Origin of the sequence: Pseudoalteromonas sp. P80D2 (genome assembly GCF_036680945.1) — a bacterium.
In the GTDB taxonomy this organism is placed as follows: Bacteria; Pseudomonadota; Gammaproteobacteria; order Enterobacterales; family Alteromonadaceae; genus Pseudoalteromonas; species Pseudoalteromonas shioyasakiensis.
The window spans coordinates 128,524-147,996 of record NZ_JAZDAR010000050.1; the positions used below are offsets into that span (position 1 = coordinate 128,524).

Consider the following 19,473-nt stretch of genomic DNA (forward strand, 5'->3'; position numbering starts at 1 on the left):
AGCCAAGCAGAGGCTAAAGAGAAAAAATTTGTCACTGCGGATTGATAAACAATGAATGAATAGTCGCAAAAAAATTAACAATTTTTTTAATTAATTTGAATATGAAAGCGATCAAAATTGCATTTTGCTAGCTGATCAAGCTCTTCTTTAGTGAAATCGAAGTGTGCAAACCAACGTTCAGTTTCGTCATTTTCGACTAGTTGATGCTCATTTAAACTTAAATACTGAGCGTAACAACGTGCTTTTAAAATCACCTTGGTAAGCGGCAAATACTCATCGTTTTTAGCTAAAGGTGTAGTTAACTGCTGCATTACCGCATTAAATGGCAAATACCTAAAAGCCATTTTCTCAATTACGGTGGCTGTTACCTTCATCGACTGCTTATTTAGCAAGGTGCTTAAAAATAAAGGATCCGGTTTTAGCTCTAATAAAGCTGTGTGTAGATCTTTCTTTTGCTCATCACGGGCTTTCGTTACTTGGCGCTGCCAAACTAACTCAAAAATACGAAGGTATATACGCACTAGCGCTATCTTACCCACGTCGAGTAGCATACCTAAGGTAAACGCGTGCACCTCATTTACACCATTTAATTTAGCAAGTTCTTGAGCAGCAATGGCACACGCCATTGAGTTATCACGAAGTCGACGCTTTAGTAGTGGAAATGGCTCTGTACTGTGTGGCATCCAATGACGTACCGCAAAGGTTGGCACGACAAACTTTAAGTTATCTAAACCAATGTAGCGTAGCGCTAACAGTGGGTTATCGACTTGAACTGAAGTGTGTTTATTACGTTGTTTTCGATAGAAAGGTAAATTCACAAACGCAACGAGCTCACGACCTAACCAACTCAAATCTTTAACTAACGGCTCTAGTCGACCTACTGAGGCCGAACGCACAGCTAAAATATCTAAAATAGCAGGTACGCTATCTTGAATCCCTATAGTTTCATGAATTACTGAATCAATGTCTTCAAGCTGCTTATGCATGGCAGCCTCAATCACTTGGTGTAATTGCTTGCTCGCCTGTGCACGGTATTTATGGTGAGCTGTACTGCTCTTTTGACGTTTTTTCTCAGCAGCAACTTCTACTTCTAATAAAGTTCGCTGTTCCATTGATTCGCCATAATCAATTTCGAGGGTGTGAATATAGCCGATTTGGCGCTGTGCAAAACTGTGACCAAGCAAAAGATCGTGCGCGCGCTCATTAAGCACCATCGCAGTCCTTTGTTGTCGGTTTTCTTCGGTCATTTGCACAGGCGTATTGTCGGTCATATTTGTTAATTCACTAGCCTAAGGTTAGAAGCGAGTTAAAAAGTTAGCAAGTAATTCAAGCCCTTGTTGGGTCAAAATTGCTTCGGGGTGAAATTGCACTCCTTCAAGTGCTAAATCATTATGCATGATCCCCATAATTTCATCAAAATCAGAATTTTGTTCTGTCCATGCGGTAATAGTGAAGTCACTAGGCAGGCTTTGTTTATCCACCACTAAAGAATGGTACCGACATACCGTCAGTGGATTTGCCAAACCGTTAAACACACCTTGATTGCTATGCTTAACTAACGAGGTTTTACCATGCATCACTTGCTTTGCACGAATAACATCAGCACCTAGAGCCTGAGCAATAGTTTGGTGACCTAAGCAAATACCAAGAATTGGCAACTGGCCTTTTAGTTGTTCAACCACTTGCAAAGAAATACCCGCTTCGTTTGGTGAACATGGCCCAGGCGATAGTACGATGTGCTCTGGGTTAAGCTGCTTAATCTCAGCAATGCTGATCTCATCATTTCGTTTAACTAATACATCTTGGTCTAAGCGCTGAAAATATTGCACTAGGTTGTATGTAAACGAATCATAATTGTCGATCATTAACAGCATTGCGTGTAACCCAAAATTACTCAGTCAAAATAATGAAGGCGCATTTTACCCCAAGCGTTCATAAATGTCGGCAAAAAATGGGGTATTACTCAGTGATTAAATGCGCTGTAAGGTCAGCCCTTTCTTGCTCATTGAGTTTTTGCGAACATTTATTTGCAAAGTCATAACGTACTAGTACGGTTTTACCAACGGCACAGCAGTTATCTTGCTGCCAAGCCTCTTGGCGCAGTACAAATGAACTAGAGCCGATGTGCTCAACACTGGTTTTCACTGTGACATCGTGACCATAAAACAACTCACCCACAAAGCTTACTTCAACCTTAGCAATGATCAGTTTCCACTCATAAGGGTTTAAATCGGGCGTAAAAAACCTGAAAATAGGCGCTCGGGCGGCTTCAAACCATACAGGGAGTACGGTATTGTTGATGTGCCCTAGCACATCTGTTTCGCTAAAGCGTGGTGTGATAGTTTCAGTAAACATAGTAACCCTATAAAAAATATAAACTAAAGGTAGCTCATGACGGACTTTATTCGCGTATACGAAAACGCCCTCAGCAAAGAATTTTGCGACAACTTTATCACGGTATTTGAACAAAGCCCGCATTTAAAACAAGGCATTACCTCAGGCGGAGTAGATTTAGCGAAAAAAGACAGCCGCGATTTATACCTTAATAACCACCCCGAATACGCTGAGCAACTAAAGCATATTCAACAAACGACTGCGGGTTACGTCTTCAAATACCTTGAAGAGCATATTTTTATGATGATTGGTGCCTTTGGTTTAAAGGTTTACCATCCGCAAACGGGCAAACCTGTTGACTTAACACAGGATAACTTTGAAGAAGTCGGCAAACCACAATTGCCATTACTCGTGCAGCAAATTTTCCGCATGGGTCCAATTCAAGCACAGAAATACGATATCAATAAAGGTGGTTACCCTTATTGGCATAGCGAGGTATATCCGCAAGCAGGCCACAACGAAGCTCTGCATCGTGTGCTGTTATTTATGTTCTATTTAAATGATGTAGAAGAAGGTGGTGAAACAGAGTTCTACTATCAACAACGAAAAATATCGCCAAAACAAGGCTCTATGGTCGTAGCACCGGGCTATTTTACCCACACGCACCGTGGTAATAAGCCAATTTCAAATGATAAGTATATTTTAACCTCGTGGGTCTTATTCAACCGCGCGGAACAAATATATGGCCAACCACAATCCTAGCGGTAATAAGCAGCCCACTCGGGCTGCTTATAGCTTAAGGCTTGAAGCTTATAGCTTAATTAAAACTCAGCTTTAATCTGCTAGTAATTGATCAAATAAATCAAAAACCTTATCAAGCTCTTCAATTGTGTTGTAATGCATACAACCAATACGTACTACGCCGCCTGTTTCTAATACACCTAGCTGCTTACATAAGCCTTGGGCGTAGAAGTTACCATCCCACACACAAATATGTTGCTTACCTAAAAATTCAGACACAACACGTGGCTCGATGCCTTCAAAAGTTAAAGCAAAAGTCGGTGTGCGATAAGCTATACGCTCTAGATCATCAATACCAAATAACTTGATGCGTGGGTAATCTGCTAAACGAGATAAAAAGTGCTTACTTAATGTCATTTCGTGCTGTTTAGTCATAGCAAATGCAGCAGCTAATTTTTCTCGGCGTGAATGAGTATCATCTAGCTCACTAATTGCAGCAATGTAATCAACAGCAGCAATTAATCCAGCTAGCGCTTCAAAGCTTTGTGTACCCGTTTCCCAGCGACCTGGCGCAACATCTTTTGCAGGTTCAACTTTATATGGTGTGAAACCTTCAAGGTGCTCACGTTTACCATAGACGATACCAAGATGAGGACCAAAGAACTTATATGCAGAGCAGGCCAAGAAGTCACAATCAAGTGCTTGTACGTCTACAAGCTCATGAGGTGCGTAATGTACGGCATCAACATAAACTAGCGCACCAACAGCATGTGCAAGCTCAACGATGCGTTTAATGTCATTAATTGAGCCTGTCGTGTTCGACGCATATGTCACAGCAACAAGCTTTGTTTTGCTAGATAAAAGGCTTTCAAAGTGTGCCATATCTAGGCTGCAATCAGCTTCGTTGATAAGGGTAGTTTTTACTGTCGCGCCTTTATCTTCAGCAGCTTGCTGCCAAGATGATACGTTTGAGAAGTGATCTGCATTGGTGACGATAATTTCATCATCAGCAGTCCAATCACGCGAGATGGCACGGCTAAAGCTAAACGTTAAGCTTGTCATGTTTGCACCAAACACGATTTGCTCTTTAGATGGCGCATTTAATAAATCGGCTGCAGCTTGGCGAGCATTTGCCATTAACTCTACCGTTTTATCACTTGAGAAAAATGCGCCGCCTAAGTTTGAGTTGAAGTAACCCAAATATGCACTCATAGCGCTTAGCACTGACTGTGGTACTTGCGAGCCACCCGGACCATCAAGGAAAATAGGTGACTGTCCTGCAACTTGTTGCATAAGTGCAGGGAATTGGCGACGTAATTGCGTTAAGTTCATGATTTACCCTTACGCAGTTAGTACGAAGCAATCAAGGTAACCTTCTTTGCTTGCATCTAATTTATTCATTGGTGTAGCGTTGTGCCATACTTCACGGTCATTAATCAGTGCGAACATGCCGTCTTTAATTTCCATTTTGAAACATGGCTCAGCTTGTTGGTGTTCATAAACAAGCAGCTCACCACCCTCTAGATTTTCGTGTGATACACCACATACGCATACGTGATCAAAACCATCTTGGTGAACACCTTCTGGCGCAGCGGGTGTGTCACTGTCGATCGCAAGCATTCTGAATTGGTGAATTTCAATAACGCGATCATCGCTGATACCCGTCATATCGCGGAACTGATTCACGATTTGCTTCATACCATCAGTCGCTAATAAGCTATCTTCTAGATTTTCATAGGTACGCTCAACATTACCTTGGAAGGTATTGATTGAGTCATCTTGCACGAATGCTTTTGTTGGTTGTAGTTTTAATTCACCATCAACAACTTTGATTACTGAATAACGACGCTTACGAAATTCACCATCTGCGTATGGGTTAGCAGGTAGGTTAGCAAAAGAAGGCTTAACTGCGTCAATGTGCGCTTGGCTTACAAAACGAAGTTGTAGAAGGTTCTGGTTGTTTAATGTAGTCATTTCGATCTCGCCTTAATACGTTGAGAATATTGGCGAGGATTTTAATCCAATTAGCAGGGAATATTTGCGTTTTTATGTAAACCAGCAAGATATATTGGATAATTTTAAGATCGTTATAGACATTTTTTAGAATATTTAATCTAAAAAATAAAAACAGCCACAAATGTGGCTGTTTTAGGTTGCACAATTTACGACAAGTTTAATTGCTCATAGAAAGGGAAACTTGATCTTGTGACTGACAACTATTGCCTGCTAAATACTTACAGAAAACGAGTTCGGTGCGATTGTTACTGATAAGCTCAAGCAGCGTGTCTTGGCCATTTTCAATAAATGACAATTTACCATCAACCAATTGAACCCCCGTGATACTTTGCTCTCCAATCGTCAGTGAGTATTCATAAGACTGACTATCTTCATTATAATCCTGCTCACTTAATGACCATGTTGTGCCATCGCTCTCATATAAAGTGAAGCTATATAAGTCGTAGTCGTAGAATTTATCAACTGCTGTTGAACTAGCATAATCATGTACATATAGATGTGCAGATGATTTTTCTAGCATCCCAGTACCATTATCATCAAACGCCACAGTACGCTCGACAAAATAACGGGCTTCATCAATAGCAATTAGCTTGTAAACAAACTCACCATAAAGGAAACATGTATCCAAGCTAGTATCACAGAAATCAGTTGTTTCCCAACTTCCTGAGCTAGTATCTACATAAAGCCTTCTAATATAGCGGTTATTAATAAAGCTTCCTTGATATGAACTTGTTCCAAAGGTAAAGAAGATTTCACCATCGTCATAAATTTGGATTTCAGCCCAATGCGAATCAATATCATGACCCTCTCTGAACTGATGACGACCAGAAAAATTACTTGCATTAATGGCTACTTCATTACGTTTAACAAACATGCCTGCATCAACATAGTCCCCCTCGTTATCATTACCCTTATCTAAAAATTGGTAACCAACGTTGATGTTTTTAGTAAAATAGAGTGTATCTGTTGAATTATCACTGCTGTGATTAAGTACTAAATTGCTATCAATGATCTGCCAACTAAACGTATCTTGCTCATCACTCAAAATATCTATGTAAGAGCCTGTTCCATCAGCATTGATCTGCATATTTAATAGCACTCCTCCTTGTTCAGCGCTTACAGCCCATTGCCCTACGACATCATCACTAACAACGGCAATTTCATCGCCATCAGAAAATGCATAAACATTGGAACTTTCAGTGCTGGTATTCACTAAAACGTCATTCTCATAATAGCTATATTCAACTGTTAGCCAATGCCAATTAAGCCCTTTTTCTGCCATTGGCATTAATTCAGCGTAACTAATCTCCGTGCGATACTGAACCTCAGTCATGCCATCAGGGAAAGAGGTATATTCTTCCACGACAATACTATCGATAGGTGATAACTCAATGTGATCATCAACTTCATACCAGTTGATATTTGAACTACCGTTGAGAGTTACAGCGCCAGTGTTATCCGCATTTAGTAATAAGCCCAAGGCTGGTGCATTATATAAATCACTATTATTTAGAATATACTCGCCAGCGGCTAATAATGCAGGTTTAAATGTTGCTGTAATTTCGCAATCAGCACCTGTGGTATAGACAAGGTAATAATCTCCTTCAATATATCCTTCGCATCCTGTAATTTCGTCAACAACATACCCTTCATCTGGGCTAATTACGAAAGACGCGTATTGGTACCAATACGAAGTTTGACTGCTAGGTGAGAGACTACCATTCTGAGATGGGTTTACTGTTAACGTTACTTTAGGGCGCTTAGGTAAGTAGCTAATCTGCGTATCAGCTGAACAACTGCTTCCTTGCTGATATCGGCAAATAGTAACAGCATTTTCATCCGCAGAAACCAGCTCAACAAACCACGTATTGCCATCAACTTGATAGCTTAATACGCCATCATTGAACGTTGCTATATGCTCAACACCATCAAAACGGACAACATACTCCACTTCACCTAAATCATTGTATTGAATGTAAATAGCATCTGTTGAGCCATCATCTTTGTAAAGAGAAATCGCACCATCTAATAGCTCTTCAGTAAAAGCTGAGTATGACAAGTCTTTACTATATTCATAAATGAATACCGATTTAACTTCATCATATGCCTCACCAGCCATAGTGTAATAAGTTAGCGTTCTAATTATGTAGTAGGTGCTACCAACGATATTAATGAATTCATGTTGCATTTCACTTTCAAGGTAACAGTCATCAGCAAAGCCATCACAACTTGAAACAAGACCATATGTTTCTGAATAAAAGCGTTTTCTAGAGAAGTTGCCATCTTCAATATGACCTTGGAAACTTGAGTTCCCTAAACCAATAGCGACACTACCATCAGGGTAAATATTCAAATCATAAGATTGAGAAGTACCAACAAAACCATGCCAACGACCAATAATATCCTCATCGGTTGTTGTCACATTCGCTTTTTTAACCATTAAGCCTGTTAATGTATTACTTGGCTCATCAAAACTAGTGTCTAATGCAACCACTTGGTAGCCCGCAGAGAGAGCTTTTGTAAACCAAAACTCAATTAACCCAGTTTCACCGTTTTCATCATAACTAATAGATAACTTAGTATCATTGAGCTCCCAACTAAATACCTCAGTACTCTCACCCGTTACATCCCCTGTACCATCGGCATAAAAGCGCAAAGTTTCAGGTTCATCATCAGATGACGCAGAATCATAATCATTGTCTCTTAGGTCTAAAACCCATGTGTTTTCGGTTAACTCTGTAGTATTTAGTGCTATTGTTTTAGCTTTATCAATCAGGTTAGTTGTATAGGTTCGAGTAATTGAAGGTTCCACAACGGGTTCACTACCATTTTGGTAGTCCAATGTTCTTTGTGTGGTTTGAGTCACTTCAATCGTTCTGAAAACCTCATTTTCTGCTAAAACTTGAAAACTAATATCTGTTAATTTTGTTTGCCCAATATAAGATTCATTGCCATCGTTATATTCATCAGTGTAAGTCACTACACTATTTGCTAGTGCTAAGGTATACACCCCTGATTCTTTACTCATTGTCAGTGTTGAGCTTGTATTTGCATTAAGTTCACCCGTACCGTCACTTGCCAGAACAAGGTGATATGCATCATTGTTATAATAACGAGGTGAGTTAACTATAAAATCACCGACAATAGGCTCATCGCTATCAGAAACTAAGTTTTCATCTTTTTTAATTTCTTCTTTCGTCTCTTCAATGAGATCTGGATCTTTCTCATTTACTTCATCTTCAAAATTCTTAGCGATATCTTCGTCACTGACAAGATCGAGTGTGCTTTCGACGCCTTCAGGGAGAACATAATCTGCATTATCCACGATGATTTTGATGAGAGTTGCCAATAAGATCTTTTCGTCAGCATCAACATTTAGCAGTGCTGCGTTTAGCTCTTCGACTGATTGAGGTTCTTCATTATTACGTGTTAAAAGCGCATATTCTGCGGTCGTTACATTCGTGATGTTGACGCCAAAGTTGTCTTCACTATCAAGCGTATTATCCTCACCAGCCTGTTCCAATAACGCTTGAATTGAGCTTAGCTGTGAAACAAAAACAACCCCAGGGTTGGTGCTATCAAGACCTTTTGCTTTAACCAGCACAAGCTTATCACTTGCAGATTCGTCCACAACAAGCTCTATCGTATAGCGACCAGTTTGATCTGCATTGACCGAAAAGACGTCACTACCAACATTAATCTCTAACTCTGCATTAGCAATTGGCTGATCCGTTACTATCCCGGTAATTGTCACTGTTGATACATTTCGTTTAAATATAACACTATGCTTTGCTGAAGCTGTTGCCCCATCGTTATCGGTTACAGTGACAGTGAAATTAACCGTTGTATCAGCGTCTATATCGGGTGTTTGAAAAGTAGCTTCAGCACTCGTTAATCCATCACTTTGTACAAAGTCAAAACTAGCATCAGATGTCCAACTGTAAGAGGCAATGCTACCGTCACTATCTGTGGCAGCGGCACTTAATTTAAAAGAAGTCTGCTCTGCACCTTCTGATTCGGCACTAATAGTAACTGTTGGACTTTGATTAACGGGGTCTACAGGATCTGGTTTAGTTTCAGAGTCACTACCTCCACCTCCCCCACACCCAACTAAAAATAAGGTACCAATAACTGCAGCCAACAGCCGCTTATGAATTAACATACATACTCCATTATATTCACTTATAGCAGGGAAATTCTTAGCCATATAAACGCTAAATCCCTTAACGTTGATAAAAAGCCACAGCGAACTGTGGCTCTTGGTTTACTCAATTAATTGCTTTTCTTACTTGTTGAAGCTGTTCCTGAAAAGAGAGGCCTCTCAGATCACCCAAACCAGCAGCCATGGTCAATGCATAAATTTCACTTTCTAGACTCAGCATGTGCGCTTCAACAGTGTCTTTATCAATAGCCGATTTTTGGGCTAAGTACTCAGCATAGAGACTATTAATACGATCGATTTGTAATGACAATAAAGCAGCGTGTTGTTTAATTTGCTCGTACTCACGATAGTTAGCTTTACTAAATGTTTCACCTTGCTCTAATTGTTTTCGAACGTCCTGATAAACTGTCGGAAATATATCGACTTTTTTTGAGTTAGCTAGCCCATAAATTTTTTCGATATACTGAGAGAAATAAAACTGTACAACGGCGTCTTTTTCTAAATCAATGAGTTGCTCTAATAGCTTAGGTACATACTCAGCAACTTGCTGCTCTTGCCCGTCAATGAGCATTTCCTTTAATTGTTGATGTTGCTTATCGAGCTCTCGATAACGCTTTTCATAAGATGTTTCAGCATCCAATTGATCTAAAATGGCAAACTCATCTCTAATTGGCTGTAAAACCGATGTGATCCTTTGCTTGGCAAGCTGCGCTTCAGTAACCAAGGAAATGACCTCCTGACTTTGAGACATGACTTCATCTGCAACCGTGTCAGATGAGAACAGTGACGCACTTTTTAAAGCATGTTCAGGAGCTAAACGCAGTTCATTAAACTCAGGCTCAAGCACCGCCCAAACTTTACGAGCCTTAGCTACACGCTCCTCATCAAATTGCGCTAAGTTCTCCGTATCTATTTGGTTATAAGCTGTAAGTGCTTCTTGGAAAACACTTTGGGCTTTTTCATAGGCTGCCTGTATTTGTTCGGGGGTCGCCTGTTCTTCTCCTGTAATACTACTCGCAAGAGAACCTAAATCTTGCTGAACAGAATCAATGGTTTTACACCCTGATAAAGAGAATAAAAGTAATGAGCTAATTATGGCGAACTTGTTCATTAATAGCTCCACTGCAAACCAACTGCAAAAGACACATTACTATATTCGACTTCAGGTACGCGCAGACGTTGACCATTTTCAAGATTCTTAGTCACTATATCGCGAGATTTGTATTGCGCATCAATACCGCCCATTAACGCAATATGTGACATTATTTGATAACGTAGCCCGACTCGTCCTAACACACCCCAGCCATTAAAACTGTCGGTTAATGTAGTTGTTTCAAATTGAGTATTTTGAATTTCAGAGTACATGGGAGTACTCAATTCAGCTTCTGCATACCAGCTGTACTTATTAAAACTGTCTTTTAAACGACTATCGTAACGGGCACCTAAAGTAAGCAAGATACCCATTTGATCTTCTGACACAGAGACCACGGGGCGTAGCTGGGAGTTATAATCTTGTTGGTCGCCCACATTGTTCGCGTTATTCATACCCGGTAAGGTAAAACGAGCGGGGTTATCTGGATCATCTGAGATAGCAATCAGTGCCTCATCAAATGCCGCTGCACCTGGTTGCACAAAAGCAAAATTTGAGCGTGTAAAACTAGAAGTAAAAAACTTAGTGCCTAAAGTAAACTGTATGGCTTTTGAAAAATTATAAGCACCTTTAAACCCGATCTCATTCGCTTTTGTTTTAAATGCATTTTCTTGAATATCGCCAAACTCTGCCAAATGCCAAGTTTCAGTTTCAATTTCAGTAGAAATTGTTGCAGCACTTTCAATATAGAATCCCCAATCATCATCAATGCCTGTGTATGATATCTGTCGTATTGCGGGATTGGTCACATCAATTGACTGGCTCAACTTGCCAAACCCTGCTACATCATTGAGAGTTTCACTATAGCTAATCGTTTCAAAACCGAGTCGGACTTCACTAAAAGAGGGGTTAACAGCAAAAGCCGAACCACTGAGGGGGAGTAAAAGAAGAAGTGCTTTCATTGTTCAATTCCTTGATTTGCAAAATCTATGCAGCCAAGAAATGATGCCCGCCTTCCTTGGTTACAACATTAAACACAAAGTTACAACTGTTAACTTTTAACAATAATCAGTGTAGACAAATGTATTAATTTTACAAACCAAACTGAACAAAAACTTAATAAAAAAGCCCGCTAGGTGCGGGCTTTTATACTAGTAAATTTAATTATTACTAATTATACAGCTTGCTGAACGATCACTTGGTCTGCCTTTTTAGTGTATTGAGGCATACGGTGGAAGTTCAGGTAACGATAAGTATCAGCTGCAGTTGCATTGATCTTATCTGCATACTCTTGGTACTCAGCAGGTGTAGGTAATTTACCTAAGATTGCCGCTACTGCTGCAAGCTCTGCTGATGCTAAGAATACGTTAGCGCCAGTACCTAGACGGTTAGGGAAGTTACGCGTAGAGGTAGAAACAACAGTTGCTTTATCAGCAACACGTGCTTGGTTACCCATACATAGTGAACACCCTGGAGTTTCGATACGTGCGCCTACGCGACCAAAGATACCGTAGTAACCTTCATCAGTAAGCTGGTCTTTATCCATCTTCGTTGGTGGTGCAACCCAAAGTTGAGTTGGGATACGACCACTGAAACCATCTAGTAGTTTACCTGCAGCACGGAAGTGCCCGATGTTAGTCATACAAGAACCGATGAATACTTCATCGATTTTCTCGCCTGTTACGTCAGAAAGAAGACGTGCATCATCTGGGTCATTTGGAGCACAAAGGATTGGCTCTTTGATATCAGCTAGGTCGATTTCAAGTACGTGTTTGTACTCTGCATCAGCATCAGCTTCCATAAGTTCAGGGTTAGCTAACCACTCTTGCATTGCATTGATACGACGCTCAATAGTACGAACATCACCGTAACCTTCAGAGATCATCCATTTAAGCATTACGATGTTTGACTCTAGGTATTCAGCGATAGACTCTTTAGAAAGTTTAACTGTACAACCTGCCGCTGAACGCTCAGCTGACGCATCAGAAAGCTCGAAAGCTTGCTCAACTGTTAGGTGCTCAACACCTTCGATTTCTAGTACACGACCAGAGAATTCGTTGATCTTACCTTTCTTCTCAACAGTAAGAAGACCTTCTTTAATACCGTAGTAAGGGATAGCATGTACTAGATCACGTAATGTGATACCTGGCTGCATTTCACCTTTGAAACGTACTAAGATTGACTCAGGCATATCAAGAGGCATTACACCAGTTGCTGCTGCGAATGCTACCGCACCTGAACCCGCTGGGAATGAAATACCTAGAGGGAAACGAGTATGCGAGTCACCACCAGTACCTACTGTATCTGGTAATAACATACGGTTTAACCATGAGTGGATTACACCGTCACCTGGACGAAGTGATACACCGCCACGGTTCATGATGAAATCAGGAAGTGTGTGGTGAGTGTTTACGTCGATTGGCTTAGGATAAGCTGATGTATGACAGAAAGACTGCATTGTTAAATCTGCAGAGAAGCCTAAACATGCTAGATCTTTAAGTTCGTCACGCGTCATAGGACCTGTTGTATCTTGCGAACCAACAGTTGTCATTTTCGGCTCACAGTATTGGCCAGGACGTACGCCAGGCATGTTACATGCTTTACCAACCATCTTCTGAGCTAATGTGAAGCCTTTACCAGAATCAGTTACAAGAGCAGGCTTGCGGAAGATATCTTCAGCTTCCATACCTAGTGATGCACGCGCTTTATCAGTTAAACCACGACCGATGATTAGTGGAATACGACCACCAGCACGCACTTCATCAAGAATTACGTCTGATTTAAGAGAGAAAGTAGAGATTACTTCATCAGTACCGTGACGCTTAACAACACCTTCGTATGGGAAGATATCGATTTGGTCACCCATGTTTAGCTCATCAACAGGTAGTTCGATTGGTAATGCACCAGAGTCTTCCATTGTGTTGAAGAAGATAGGAGCGATTTTACCGCCTAAACATACACCACCAACGCGTTTGTTTGGTACGTGAGGAATATCATCACCCATGAACCAAAGTACAGAGTTAGTTGCAGATTTACGAGAAGAACCCGTACCAACTACATCACCAACGTATGCAAGAGGTAAACCTTTCGTTTTAAGCTCTTCTAGTTGTGAGATTGGACCAACTTCACCTGGTTTTTCAGGATTGATACCATCACGTTCGTTCTTCAGCATTGCTAAAGCGTGCAGTGGAATATCAGGGCGAGACCATGCATCTGGTGCAGGAGAAAGGTCATCTGTATTTGTTTCGCCAGTTACTTTGAATACGGTAACTGAGATTTTTTCAGCAACTGCAGGCTTGTTTACAAACCATTCTGCATTTGCCCACGATTCGATTACTTGCTTAGCAAATTCGTTACCTGCTTTCGCTTTTTCTTCTACATCATAGAAAGCATCGAACATTAATAATGTGTTTGATAAACCTTTAACAACGATCGGCGCTAACGCTTCGTCATCTAGAAGATCAATCATAGGTGCGATGTTGTAACCACCTAGCATAGTACCAAGTAGCTCAGCTGCTTTTTCTTTTGATACAAGTGGAGAGCTCGCTTCACCTTTTGCAACTGCAGCTAAGAAACCTGCTTTGATGTAAGCAGCATCATCAACACCCGGTGGTACGCGGTTAACTAGAAGATCAACGATAAACTCTTCTTCGCCTGCCGGTGGGTTTTTGATTAATTCAATAAGATCAGCCGTTTGCTGAGCATCTAATGGCGCTGGTACGATACCTAACGCGGCACGTTCTTCTACGTGTTTACGATATTCTTGTAGCACAATATTGCCCTCTTGGTGACGTGAAAGTACTCGGTAGTATTAAGCTAAATACCAATTAAGACCCAGTACTTATAGTATTCTGACGGTTAATTATAAAGCTTTTAAGTATAGATGAAAATCCATGCTGTAAGTAAGGAGTTTAATATTCACTATAAATACCATGAATAGTACTAGAAAAAAACGCTATTCAAATGAATATTTATTAAGAATCATTCCTATCTACTTACTTTAGAGGTGTTAGAAATGAAAAAACCCAGCACTAGGCTGGGTTTTCAAATTTGCGTAAAGGGTTAGATTAACGCTCTACTTTTACACGCTCAATTACAGTTACTTTCGCTTCAACACGACGGTTTTCAGCATGAGCTTCTGGCGTATTTGCTGGGTTTTTAAGGCGCTCTTCACCTAAACCAACAGTAGTAAGACGCATTGGGTCAATACCGTCTTCGATTAGTTTCTTAGCAACAGCATCAGCACGTTTCTTAGATAACCACTTGTTGTAGTCAGCTTTACCTACTGATGAAGTGTGACCTTCAAGTACTACGTCAGTACCTGGGTGCTCTTTTAAGAACTTAGCAGCGCGGTCAATATCATCTAAGTATTGTTGAGATACTTTAGACGTGTTGTTAGGGAACGTGATTAGTAAGCTCTTAGTTACTTCACGATCTTCATATAATGTACAGCCAGTACCATCAACAGCGTCAGTCATTGGCGTGTTTGCACATTGGTCATCAGCATCAGGGATGTTATCGCCATCGCTATCAACTGGCTCAACCGCAACAGGAACAACTGTTGGAGCAGGTTCAACTGGCTCAGAAGCTGAGCTTTGCGCACCAAAGATATAGCTTAGGCCTAATTTAGCGCCAACATCTGTGTAACCACGGTCAAGACCTTGGTATAAAGATGTTTCAGCGTTAAACGCGAAGTTATCTGTGAAGTAGTGTTGGTAACCAGCACCTACGTTTGCGAACATTAGATCTTCGTCAACCGCATCAAGATTTTTAAGACCGAAAATACCGTAGAATGGACCACCACCTAAGTGATATAAAGCGTCAATACCGTAACGTTTGCCACTTTCAGTACCGCTAACAGAAGTACCGTCATTAAGATCAGCTTTCCAATCGAAGTCCATGTCAGCATATTCTAAACGAGCGCTCCAGTAATCACTAAAACGGTAACCTAGCTCTAAACCCCAACCTGTAGAGTCATCAACATCAAGGCCACCTGGAGTGTAGTCGCGGACATTTTCCCAAGAATTATCATAGTAGTCGCCAAATGCGCCGATGTAGAAACCTTGCTTTTCGGCAGCGAAGCTTGAAGCACTAGTTGCAGCAAGTGCTAAAGCAATAGTAAGTGATTTTAATTTCATTGTTTCCTTCCCATTTTCACAATTAAAATTGTAGCTAAGTCAAACCAGCTCAATCAGTTTAAACAGAGTAGTCGACTAATAGTTAATCAAAACTTAACGAACTCGGTACAGAACAAAAATCTTGCCGAGTAATTTCAGTCAATTACCCAAATAATAGGTTATCTAAATAACTTTGCGTAACAATGCCTTTAGATCGCTTTGTTATGATTAGGTGAAAGTCGATTCAGCCTAATCTACTGACTTCAAAACCGATAAAAGTCCATTCCCAATTACATTATTATATTGGTTATTTTTAAATCAACAAGTTGAAAGCAACTTTATTTGTAAATTTTCGTTAAAAAGCAAAACTTTAGTGCTATTTTATTGATATAAATCATAACACTGGCAGCTAACTTGCTCAATCAACGAACACTCAGATTTAAAAAAATGAGCATTTACAATTGTTATCAACCATAAAGATTAACCCTTAAGTACCACAAAAAGTTTGGTAATTACAATCACCTTCTTTCGGAGGTTGATACCATGCGGCAAATTTTTCCTCATACTCATATGGTTTTTGAATAACTTTTAAAAACTCATTGATTGATGAACTAGATCCTGCCTTTTCATACTCAGCCAAGATCATTTCAATATTATGATTACGCGGAATGACTGCAGGATTAACGGCTCGCATTATGCTGTAACTTTCAGCTGATGTTCTGAGCCTCCATTTTGAAACCCATTCTTTTAAATTAGAATCTATAACAAAGTCTTTCACTAAAGATTCAGTAAGTGCATTGAAAGTATTGGTGTAATCAAGTTGGTGCTGCTTCATTAACCCCAGTAACTCTGAAACTAAAGCGTGATCGCCTTCTTGCTGACCTGCTAATCCTAATTTCTGCTGCCACATAGTATTAAATGCATCATTAAATTTAGCAGCAAAACCATTCACAACCGGTGAGAGTTGCTCAACGGCAGCATCTTGATCTGTAAATAAAGGAATTAAGCTTTCAGCTAAACGCGCAATATTCCAATTGGCAATATTCGGCTGATTACCAAATGCGTAGCGCCCTTGATGGTCAATCGAACTAAACACCGTGTCTAAGTCAAACTGATTCATCATCGCGCAGGGGCCATAGTCAATGGTTTCACCACTAATCAAAGTATTATCTGTATTCATAACGCCATGTATAAAGCCAATTCGCATCCAGCTGATAACCAGCTCAATTTGCTTATCGAGTACGGCGGTTAAAAATTCAATATAACGCTGCTCACCATTACTGCTGATGTCAGGAAAGTGGCAATCAACTGCATAATCGACTAGCTTTTCTAGCCCTTCTATATCACCTTGTGTAGCTAAGTATTGAAATGAGCCAACACGAATATGGCTTTTAGCTAAGCGAGTGACAACTGCACCCGGGCGAGGTGGCTGGCGATATACCGTTTCGCCAGTTGTAACCACAGCTAAACAACGCGTAGTAGCGATACCTAACGCATGAAGTGCCTCACTCATAATGTACTCTCGTACAGCTGGACCAATAGCACAGCGACCATCACCACCACGTGAGAATACCGTTGCTCCTGCACCTTTTAACTGTAAGTCCCACTGCGTGCCATTTTGATCTGTAATAGCACCAAGCAAATGTGCTCTGCCATCACCAAGACGCGGTGAAAAATGACCAAATTGGTGACCTGAGTAACCAAGTGCAACTGGTGCAACATCTTTATCTATTGCTGACCCAGATAGCAATTTAGCTAAAAAATCGCTGTCGTGATTAATCGCAAAATTATCAGCGAGTTTGTCATTGAATAGCAGTAATTGCGGCTTAGCAACGGCGCTAGGCATATCTTTAATAGCAAGCAGTTCACTAATATCTGTGTATCGGGTTTGCAGTTTCATAACTGTCCTTAACGTGTTGCGACACCTACACGATTATCGCCTACACCATAGGCCACTAGTTGGCTTAGTGCCTGCAGGCTGTAACCGCTTTGCTGTTGTAATTCATTGAAAAAATCTTGTGCTGCTTGTAATGACTTTTTAGTTTGTAAGCCGCCATCAATCAACTCATGGGCACGCAAATAAGCTTCTACATCGCGAGAAAGCAAAAAGGTATCTTTACCAAGCGCTCGCAAAGCGTACGGGCCAGTATTTCCCCCTAAACGCGCACCATGCTTTTTAAGATAGGCCCACAAACCAATAATATTGTCAGTTGGCCAATCTGCAATAAATTGGCTAAAACTGCCATGTTTCTCGGCAACTTCGTGGATCATGTACGCATTTTCTGGGATCGTTTGTACTTTTTTAAAATTACGAACAATTCGCTCATCACTGGCTTTTTGCTCAAGCATATCTGGCGGCATCATCAACAACTTTTCTACGCTGAAATCCCAAAACACATCACGAAAACCAGCCCATTTATTATTGATAACAGACCAATAAAAACCGCTTTGAAAGACTTTACGCGTAAACTCTTCTAACCATAAATCGTCATGCATTTTGGCAATATCAGTATCATCGAGCGGGTTTGATAACAATGCATGCAGCATTTCTTCGCTGCCTTTTCGAGATACGGCTCGCTGATAAATATCGTTAAATTTTTCCATCATTTTTCCAATTTATTTGGTTAACGCTAAGTGTACGTAAAAACACGCTTATACGTAACCATGTTGCAAAATCGGTCACTAAAAAACAAATCCTTCGCCTTGACACCTAGATGGCTAAAATGCTTTAATCGCCGCCAATACCCTATTTAACTATGTTGGCTTTAACCTTTAAAGCGAGCATAAAGGGCTGGAAGAGGTGCGTTATTCAGGTAGCGTATGGGAAGAGCACAGACTCTGTTGATCATACGTGAGGGGAATTAACGCCGAGAAGTAACACCGTTTGTGAGGTGCTTATTTCGGGCGACTGGGCTGAATCCCAGCGACTGTCACCAACAATAGCAAAGCGCTATTGATTAGTTTGGTGGAGAGCTTCTGGTCTTAGTATAATAAGGCCTTCGCGTCTTTATTATTTTAAGCCCATTCGCTCTTCGAATTATACCTTGTTCGAACGACGACATGCGGCTCCATTCAAATGTTCCCGCATAAACTCTTCGAATACCCTATAAGTTCGTGAGAGATGATCAACAATTTTGATTTAAACGACTATCCATTGTGGACAGCGCTTGTCACGCCATTTTCTGAATCTGGCGAGGTCGATTACACGGCCCTTGAACAACTGGTTACGGAGCAGCAAGATGCAAATAACGGCATTTTATTGCTTGGCAGTACCGGTGAAGGACTGGCGCTTTCACTCAAAGAGCAACAAGCCATTGTTGAACATGTTTGTCAATTAGCACCAAGTGTCCCACTCATGGTTGCTGTGGGCGGCATGAACCTTAAGCAACAAATTGCTTGGGTTGAATACTGCAACCAACTACCTATTCATGGCTACCTGTTAGGTTCACCTCTGTATGCAAAACCTGGGATTGTTGGCCAAACACATTGGTTTGAAAGCCTACTTAACGCAAGTAATCACCCATGTATGTTGTATAACGTACCAGGGCGCAGTGCAGTTGAGATTTCACCGCAGGTGATCACAAACCTTGCTGAGCACAAAAATCTTTGGGCCTTAAAAGAAGCCAGTGGCGACATTAGCAAATTTGAAGGCTTTAGAACGGCATCACCAACACTGGCTATTTTCAGTGGCGATGATGCACTTATGCCATATTTTGCTCAAGCGGGTGCAAAAGGTTTAGTTTCGGTTGCCGCGAATGCTTGGCCGAGTCAAACCCATGAGTTTGTTAAACGCAGTTTAAGTGGTCAATACCCAAATCTATTCACCGATTGGTCGCAAGCAATCCAAAGTTTATTCGCTGTGGCAAACCCAATCCCCGTAAAAGTACTGATGCACCTGCAAGGTAAAATAAATACCCCGCATTTACGTCCGCCGCTTACGCATTTAGAGCTTGAGCAAACAGACAGCATCACCCACGCAAACAACACTATTTTATCTTGGAACTAAAAACAGG

14 protein-coding genes and 1 riboswitch are annotated in these 19,473 nt (G+C 40.8%); of the genes, 2 read left to right on the forward strand and 12 right to left on the reverse strand.

From position 1 onward, the window contains the following. Positions 1 to 86: 86 nt before the first annotated feature. From VRK28_RS15330 to VRK28_RS15340, 3 genes are all read right to left on the reverse strand, one after another. The gene (locus VRK28_RS15330; protein WP_058584015.1) at positions 87 to 1,247 is read right to left on the reverse strand and encodes an HDOD domain-containing protein; all 1,161 of its coding nucleotides are present in this window, start codon (positions 1,245 to 1,247) and stop codon (positions 87 to 89) included. A 48-nt stretch (positions 1,248 to 1,295) separates the two neighbouring features. Further along, positions 1,296 to 1,874: an anthranilate synthase component II gene (locus VRK28_RS15335; RefSeq protein WP_135923252.1), complete on the reverse strand. Its 579-nt coding sequence runs from the start codon at positions 1,872 to 1,874 to the stop codon at positions 1,296 to 1,298. 85 nt (positions 1,875 to 1,959) lie between these two features. Beyond that, positions 1,960 to 2,355 (reverse strand): acyl-CoA thioesterase, encoded by a 396-nt coding sequence (locus VRK28_RS15340; protein ID WP_332394111.1) that lies wholly within the window; start codon positions 2,353 to 2,355, stop codon positions 1,960 to 1,962. Between the two features lie 36 nt (positions 2,356 to 2,391). On the opposite strand from VRK28_RS15340, the gene VRK28_RS15345 reads away from it, so the two are divergent. After that, positions 2,392 to 3,096 carry a 2OG-Fe(II) oxygenase gene (locus VRK28_RS15345; RefSeq protein ID WP_054563475.1) on the forward strand — a complete coding sequence of 235 codons (705 nt, stop codon included), beginning with the start codon at positions 2,392 to 2,394 and terminating at the stop codon, positions 3,094 to 3,096. Between the two features lie 72 nt (positions 3,097 to 3,168). On the opposite strand, the gene VRK28_RS15350 is transcribed toward VRK28_RS15345, so the two are convergent. From VRK28_RS15350 to VRK28_RS15390, 9 genes are all read right to left on the reverse strand, one after another. After that, the gene (locus VRK28_RS15350; RefSeq protein WP_332394112.1) at positions 3,169 to 4,407 is read right to left on the reverse strand and encodes a cysteine desulfurase-like protein; all 1,239 of its coding nucleotides are present in this window, start codon (positions 4,405 to 4,407) and stop codon (positions 3,169 to 3,171) included. Positions 4,408 to 4,416: 9 nt separating this feature from the next. Further along, positions 4,417 to 5,049 (reverse strand): 2OG-Fe dioxygenase family protein, encoded by a 633-nt coding sequence (locus tag VRK28_RS15355; protein WP_054552412.1) that lies wholly within the window; start codon positions 5,047 to 5,049, stop codon positions 4,417 to 4,419. A 199-nt stretch (positions 5,050 to 5,248) separates the two neighbouring features. After that, a complete protein-coding gene (locus tag VRK28_RS15360) occupies positions 5,249 to 9,253 on the reverse strand; it encodes a PKD domain-containing protein (RefSeq protein ID WP_332394113.1) in 4,005 nt (1,334 codons plus the stop codon). A gap of 106 nt (positions 9,254 to 9,359) precedes the next feature. Then, complete coding sequence (locus VRK28_RS15365; protein WP_063529148.1) at positions 9,360 to 10,364, reverse strand: hypothetical protein; 1,005 nt, start codon at positions 10,362 to 10,364, stop codon at positions 9,360 to 9,362. Further along, positions 10,364 to 11,305, reverse strand: coding sequence for an autotransporter outer membrane beta-barrel domain-containing protein (locus tag VRK28_RS15370; protein ID WP_130167202.1), 942 nt, complete (start codon positions 11,303 to 11,305; stop codon positions 10,364 to 10,366). The genes VRK28_RS15365 and VRK28_RS15370 overlap by 1 nt, the downstream gene beginning before the upstream one ends. 212 nt (positions 11,306 to 11,517) lie before the next feature. Then, positions 11,518 to 14,115 carry a bifunctional aconitate hydratase 2/2-methylisocitrate dehydratase gene (gene acnB, locus VRK28_RS15375; protein WP_062566654.1) on the reverse strand — a complete coding sequence of 866 codons (2,598 nt, stop codon included), beginning with the start codon at positions 14,113 to 14,115 and terminating at the stop codon, positions 11,518 to 11,520. 295 nt (positions 14,116 to 14,410) lie between these two features. Then, entirely contained in the window at positions 14,411 to 15,481 is a 1,071-nt protein-coding gene (locus VRK28_RS15380; RefSeq protein WP_054563468.1) for an OmpA family protein, read from the reverse strand. Positions 15,482 to 15,947: 466 nt separating this feature from the next. Next, a complete protein-coding gene (locus tag VRK28_RS15385; RefSeq protein WP_269408550.1) occupies positions 15,948 to 17,360 on the reverse strand; it encodes a protein adenylyltransferase SelO in 1,413 nt (470 codons plus the stop codon). 8 nt (positions 17,361 to 17,368) lie between these two features. Further along, positions 17,369 to 18,064 (reverse strand): DNA-3-methyladenine glycosylase I, encoded by a 696-nt coding sequence (locus VRK28_RS15390; protein WP_054563466.1) that lies wholly within the window; start codon positions 18,062 to 18,064, stop codon positions 17,369 to 17,371. 183 nt (positions 18,065 to 18,247) lie between these two features. Continuing rightward, positions 18,248 to 18,444, forward strand: a riboswitch (Lysine riboswitch). Between the two features lie 137 nt (positions 18,445 to 18,581). On the opposite strand from VRK28_RS15390, the gene dapA reads away from it, so the two are divergent. Beyond that, positions 18,582 to 19,466, forward strand: a complete 885-nt coding sequence (dapA, locus tag VRK28_RS15395; RefSeq protein WP_332394114.1) for a 4-hydroxy-tetrahydrodipicolinate synthase — start codon at positions 18,582 to 18,584, stop codon at positions 19,464 to 19,466. Positions 19,467 to 19,473: the final 7 nt, after the last annotated feature.

Coding starts and splice junctions, on each gene's coding strand:
- VRK28_RS15330 (WP_058584015.1), bottom strand. CDS start 1,247: ATGACCGAAGAAAACCGACAACAAAGGACTGCGATGGTGCTTAATGAG.
- VRK28_RS15335 (WP_135923252.1), bottom strand. CDS start 1,874: ATGCTGTTAATGATCGACAATTATGATTCGTTTACATACAACCTAGTG.
- VRK28_RS15340 (WP_332394111.1), bottom strand. CDS start 2,355: ATGTTTACTGAAACTATCACACCACGCTTTAGCGAAACAGATGTGCTA.
- VRK28_RS15345 (WP_054563475.1), top strand. CDS start 2,392: ATGACGGACTTTATTCGCGTATACGAAAACGCCCTCAGCAAAGAATTT.
- VRK28_RS15350 (WP_332394112.1), bottom strand. CDS start 4,407: ATGAACTTAACGCAATTACGTCGCCAATTCCCTGCACTTATGCAACAA.
- VRK28_RS15355 (WP_054552412.1), bottom strand. CDS start 5,049: ATGACTACATTAAACAACCAGAACCTTCTACAACTTCGTTTTGTAAGC.
- VRK28_RS15360 (WP_332394113.1), bottom strand. CDS start 9,253: ATGTTAATTCATAAGCGGCTGTTGGCTGCAGTTATTGGTACCTTATTT.
- VRK28_RS15365 (WP_063529148.1), bottom strand. CDS start 10,364: ATGAACAAGTTCGCCATAATTAGCTCATTACTTTTATTCTCTTTATCA.
- VRK28_RS15370 (WP_130167202.1), bottom strand. CDS start 11,305: ATGAAAGCACTTCTTCTTTTACTCCCCCTCAGTGGTTCGGCTTTTGCT.
- VRK28_RS15380 (WP_054563468.1), bottom strand. CDS start 15,481: ATGAAATTAAAATCACTTACTATTGCTTTAGCACTTGCTGCAACTAGT.
- VRK28_RS15385 (WP_269408550.1), bottom strand. CDS start 17,360: ATGAAACTGCAAACCCGATACACAGATATTAGTGAACTGCTTGCTATT.
- VRK28_RS15390 (WP_054563466.1), bottom strand. CDS start 18,064: ATGGAAAAATTTAACGATATTTATCAGCGAGCCGTATCTCGAAAAGGC.
- dapA (WP_332394114.1), top strand. CDS start 18,582: ATGATCAACAATTTTGATTTAAACGACTATCCATTGTGGACAGCGCTT.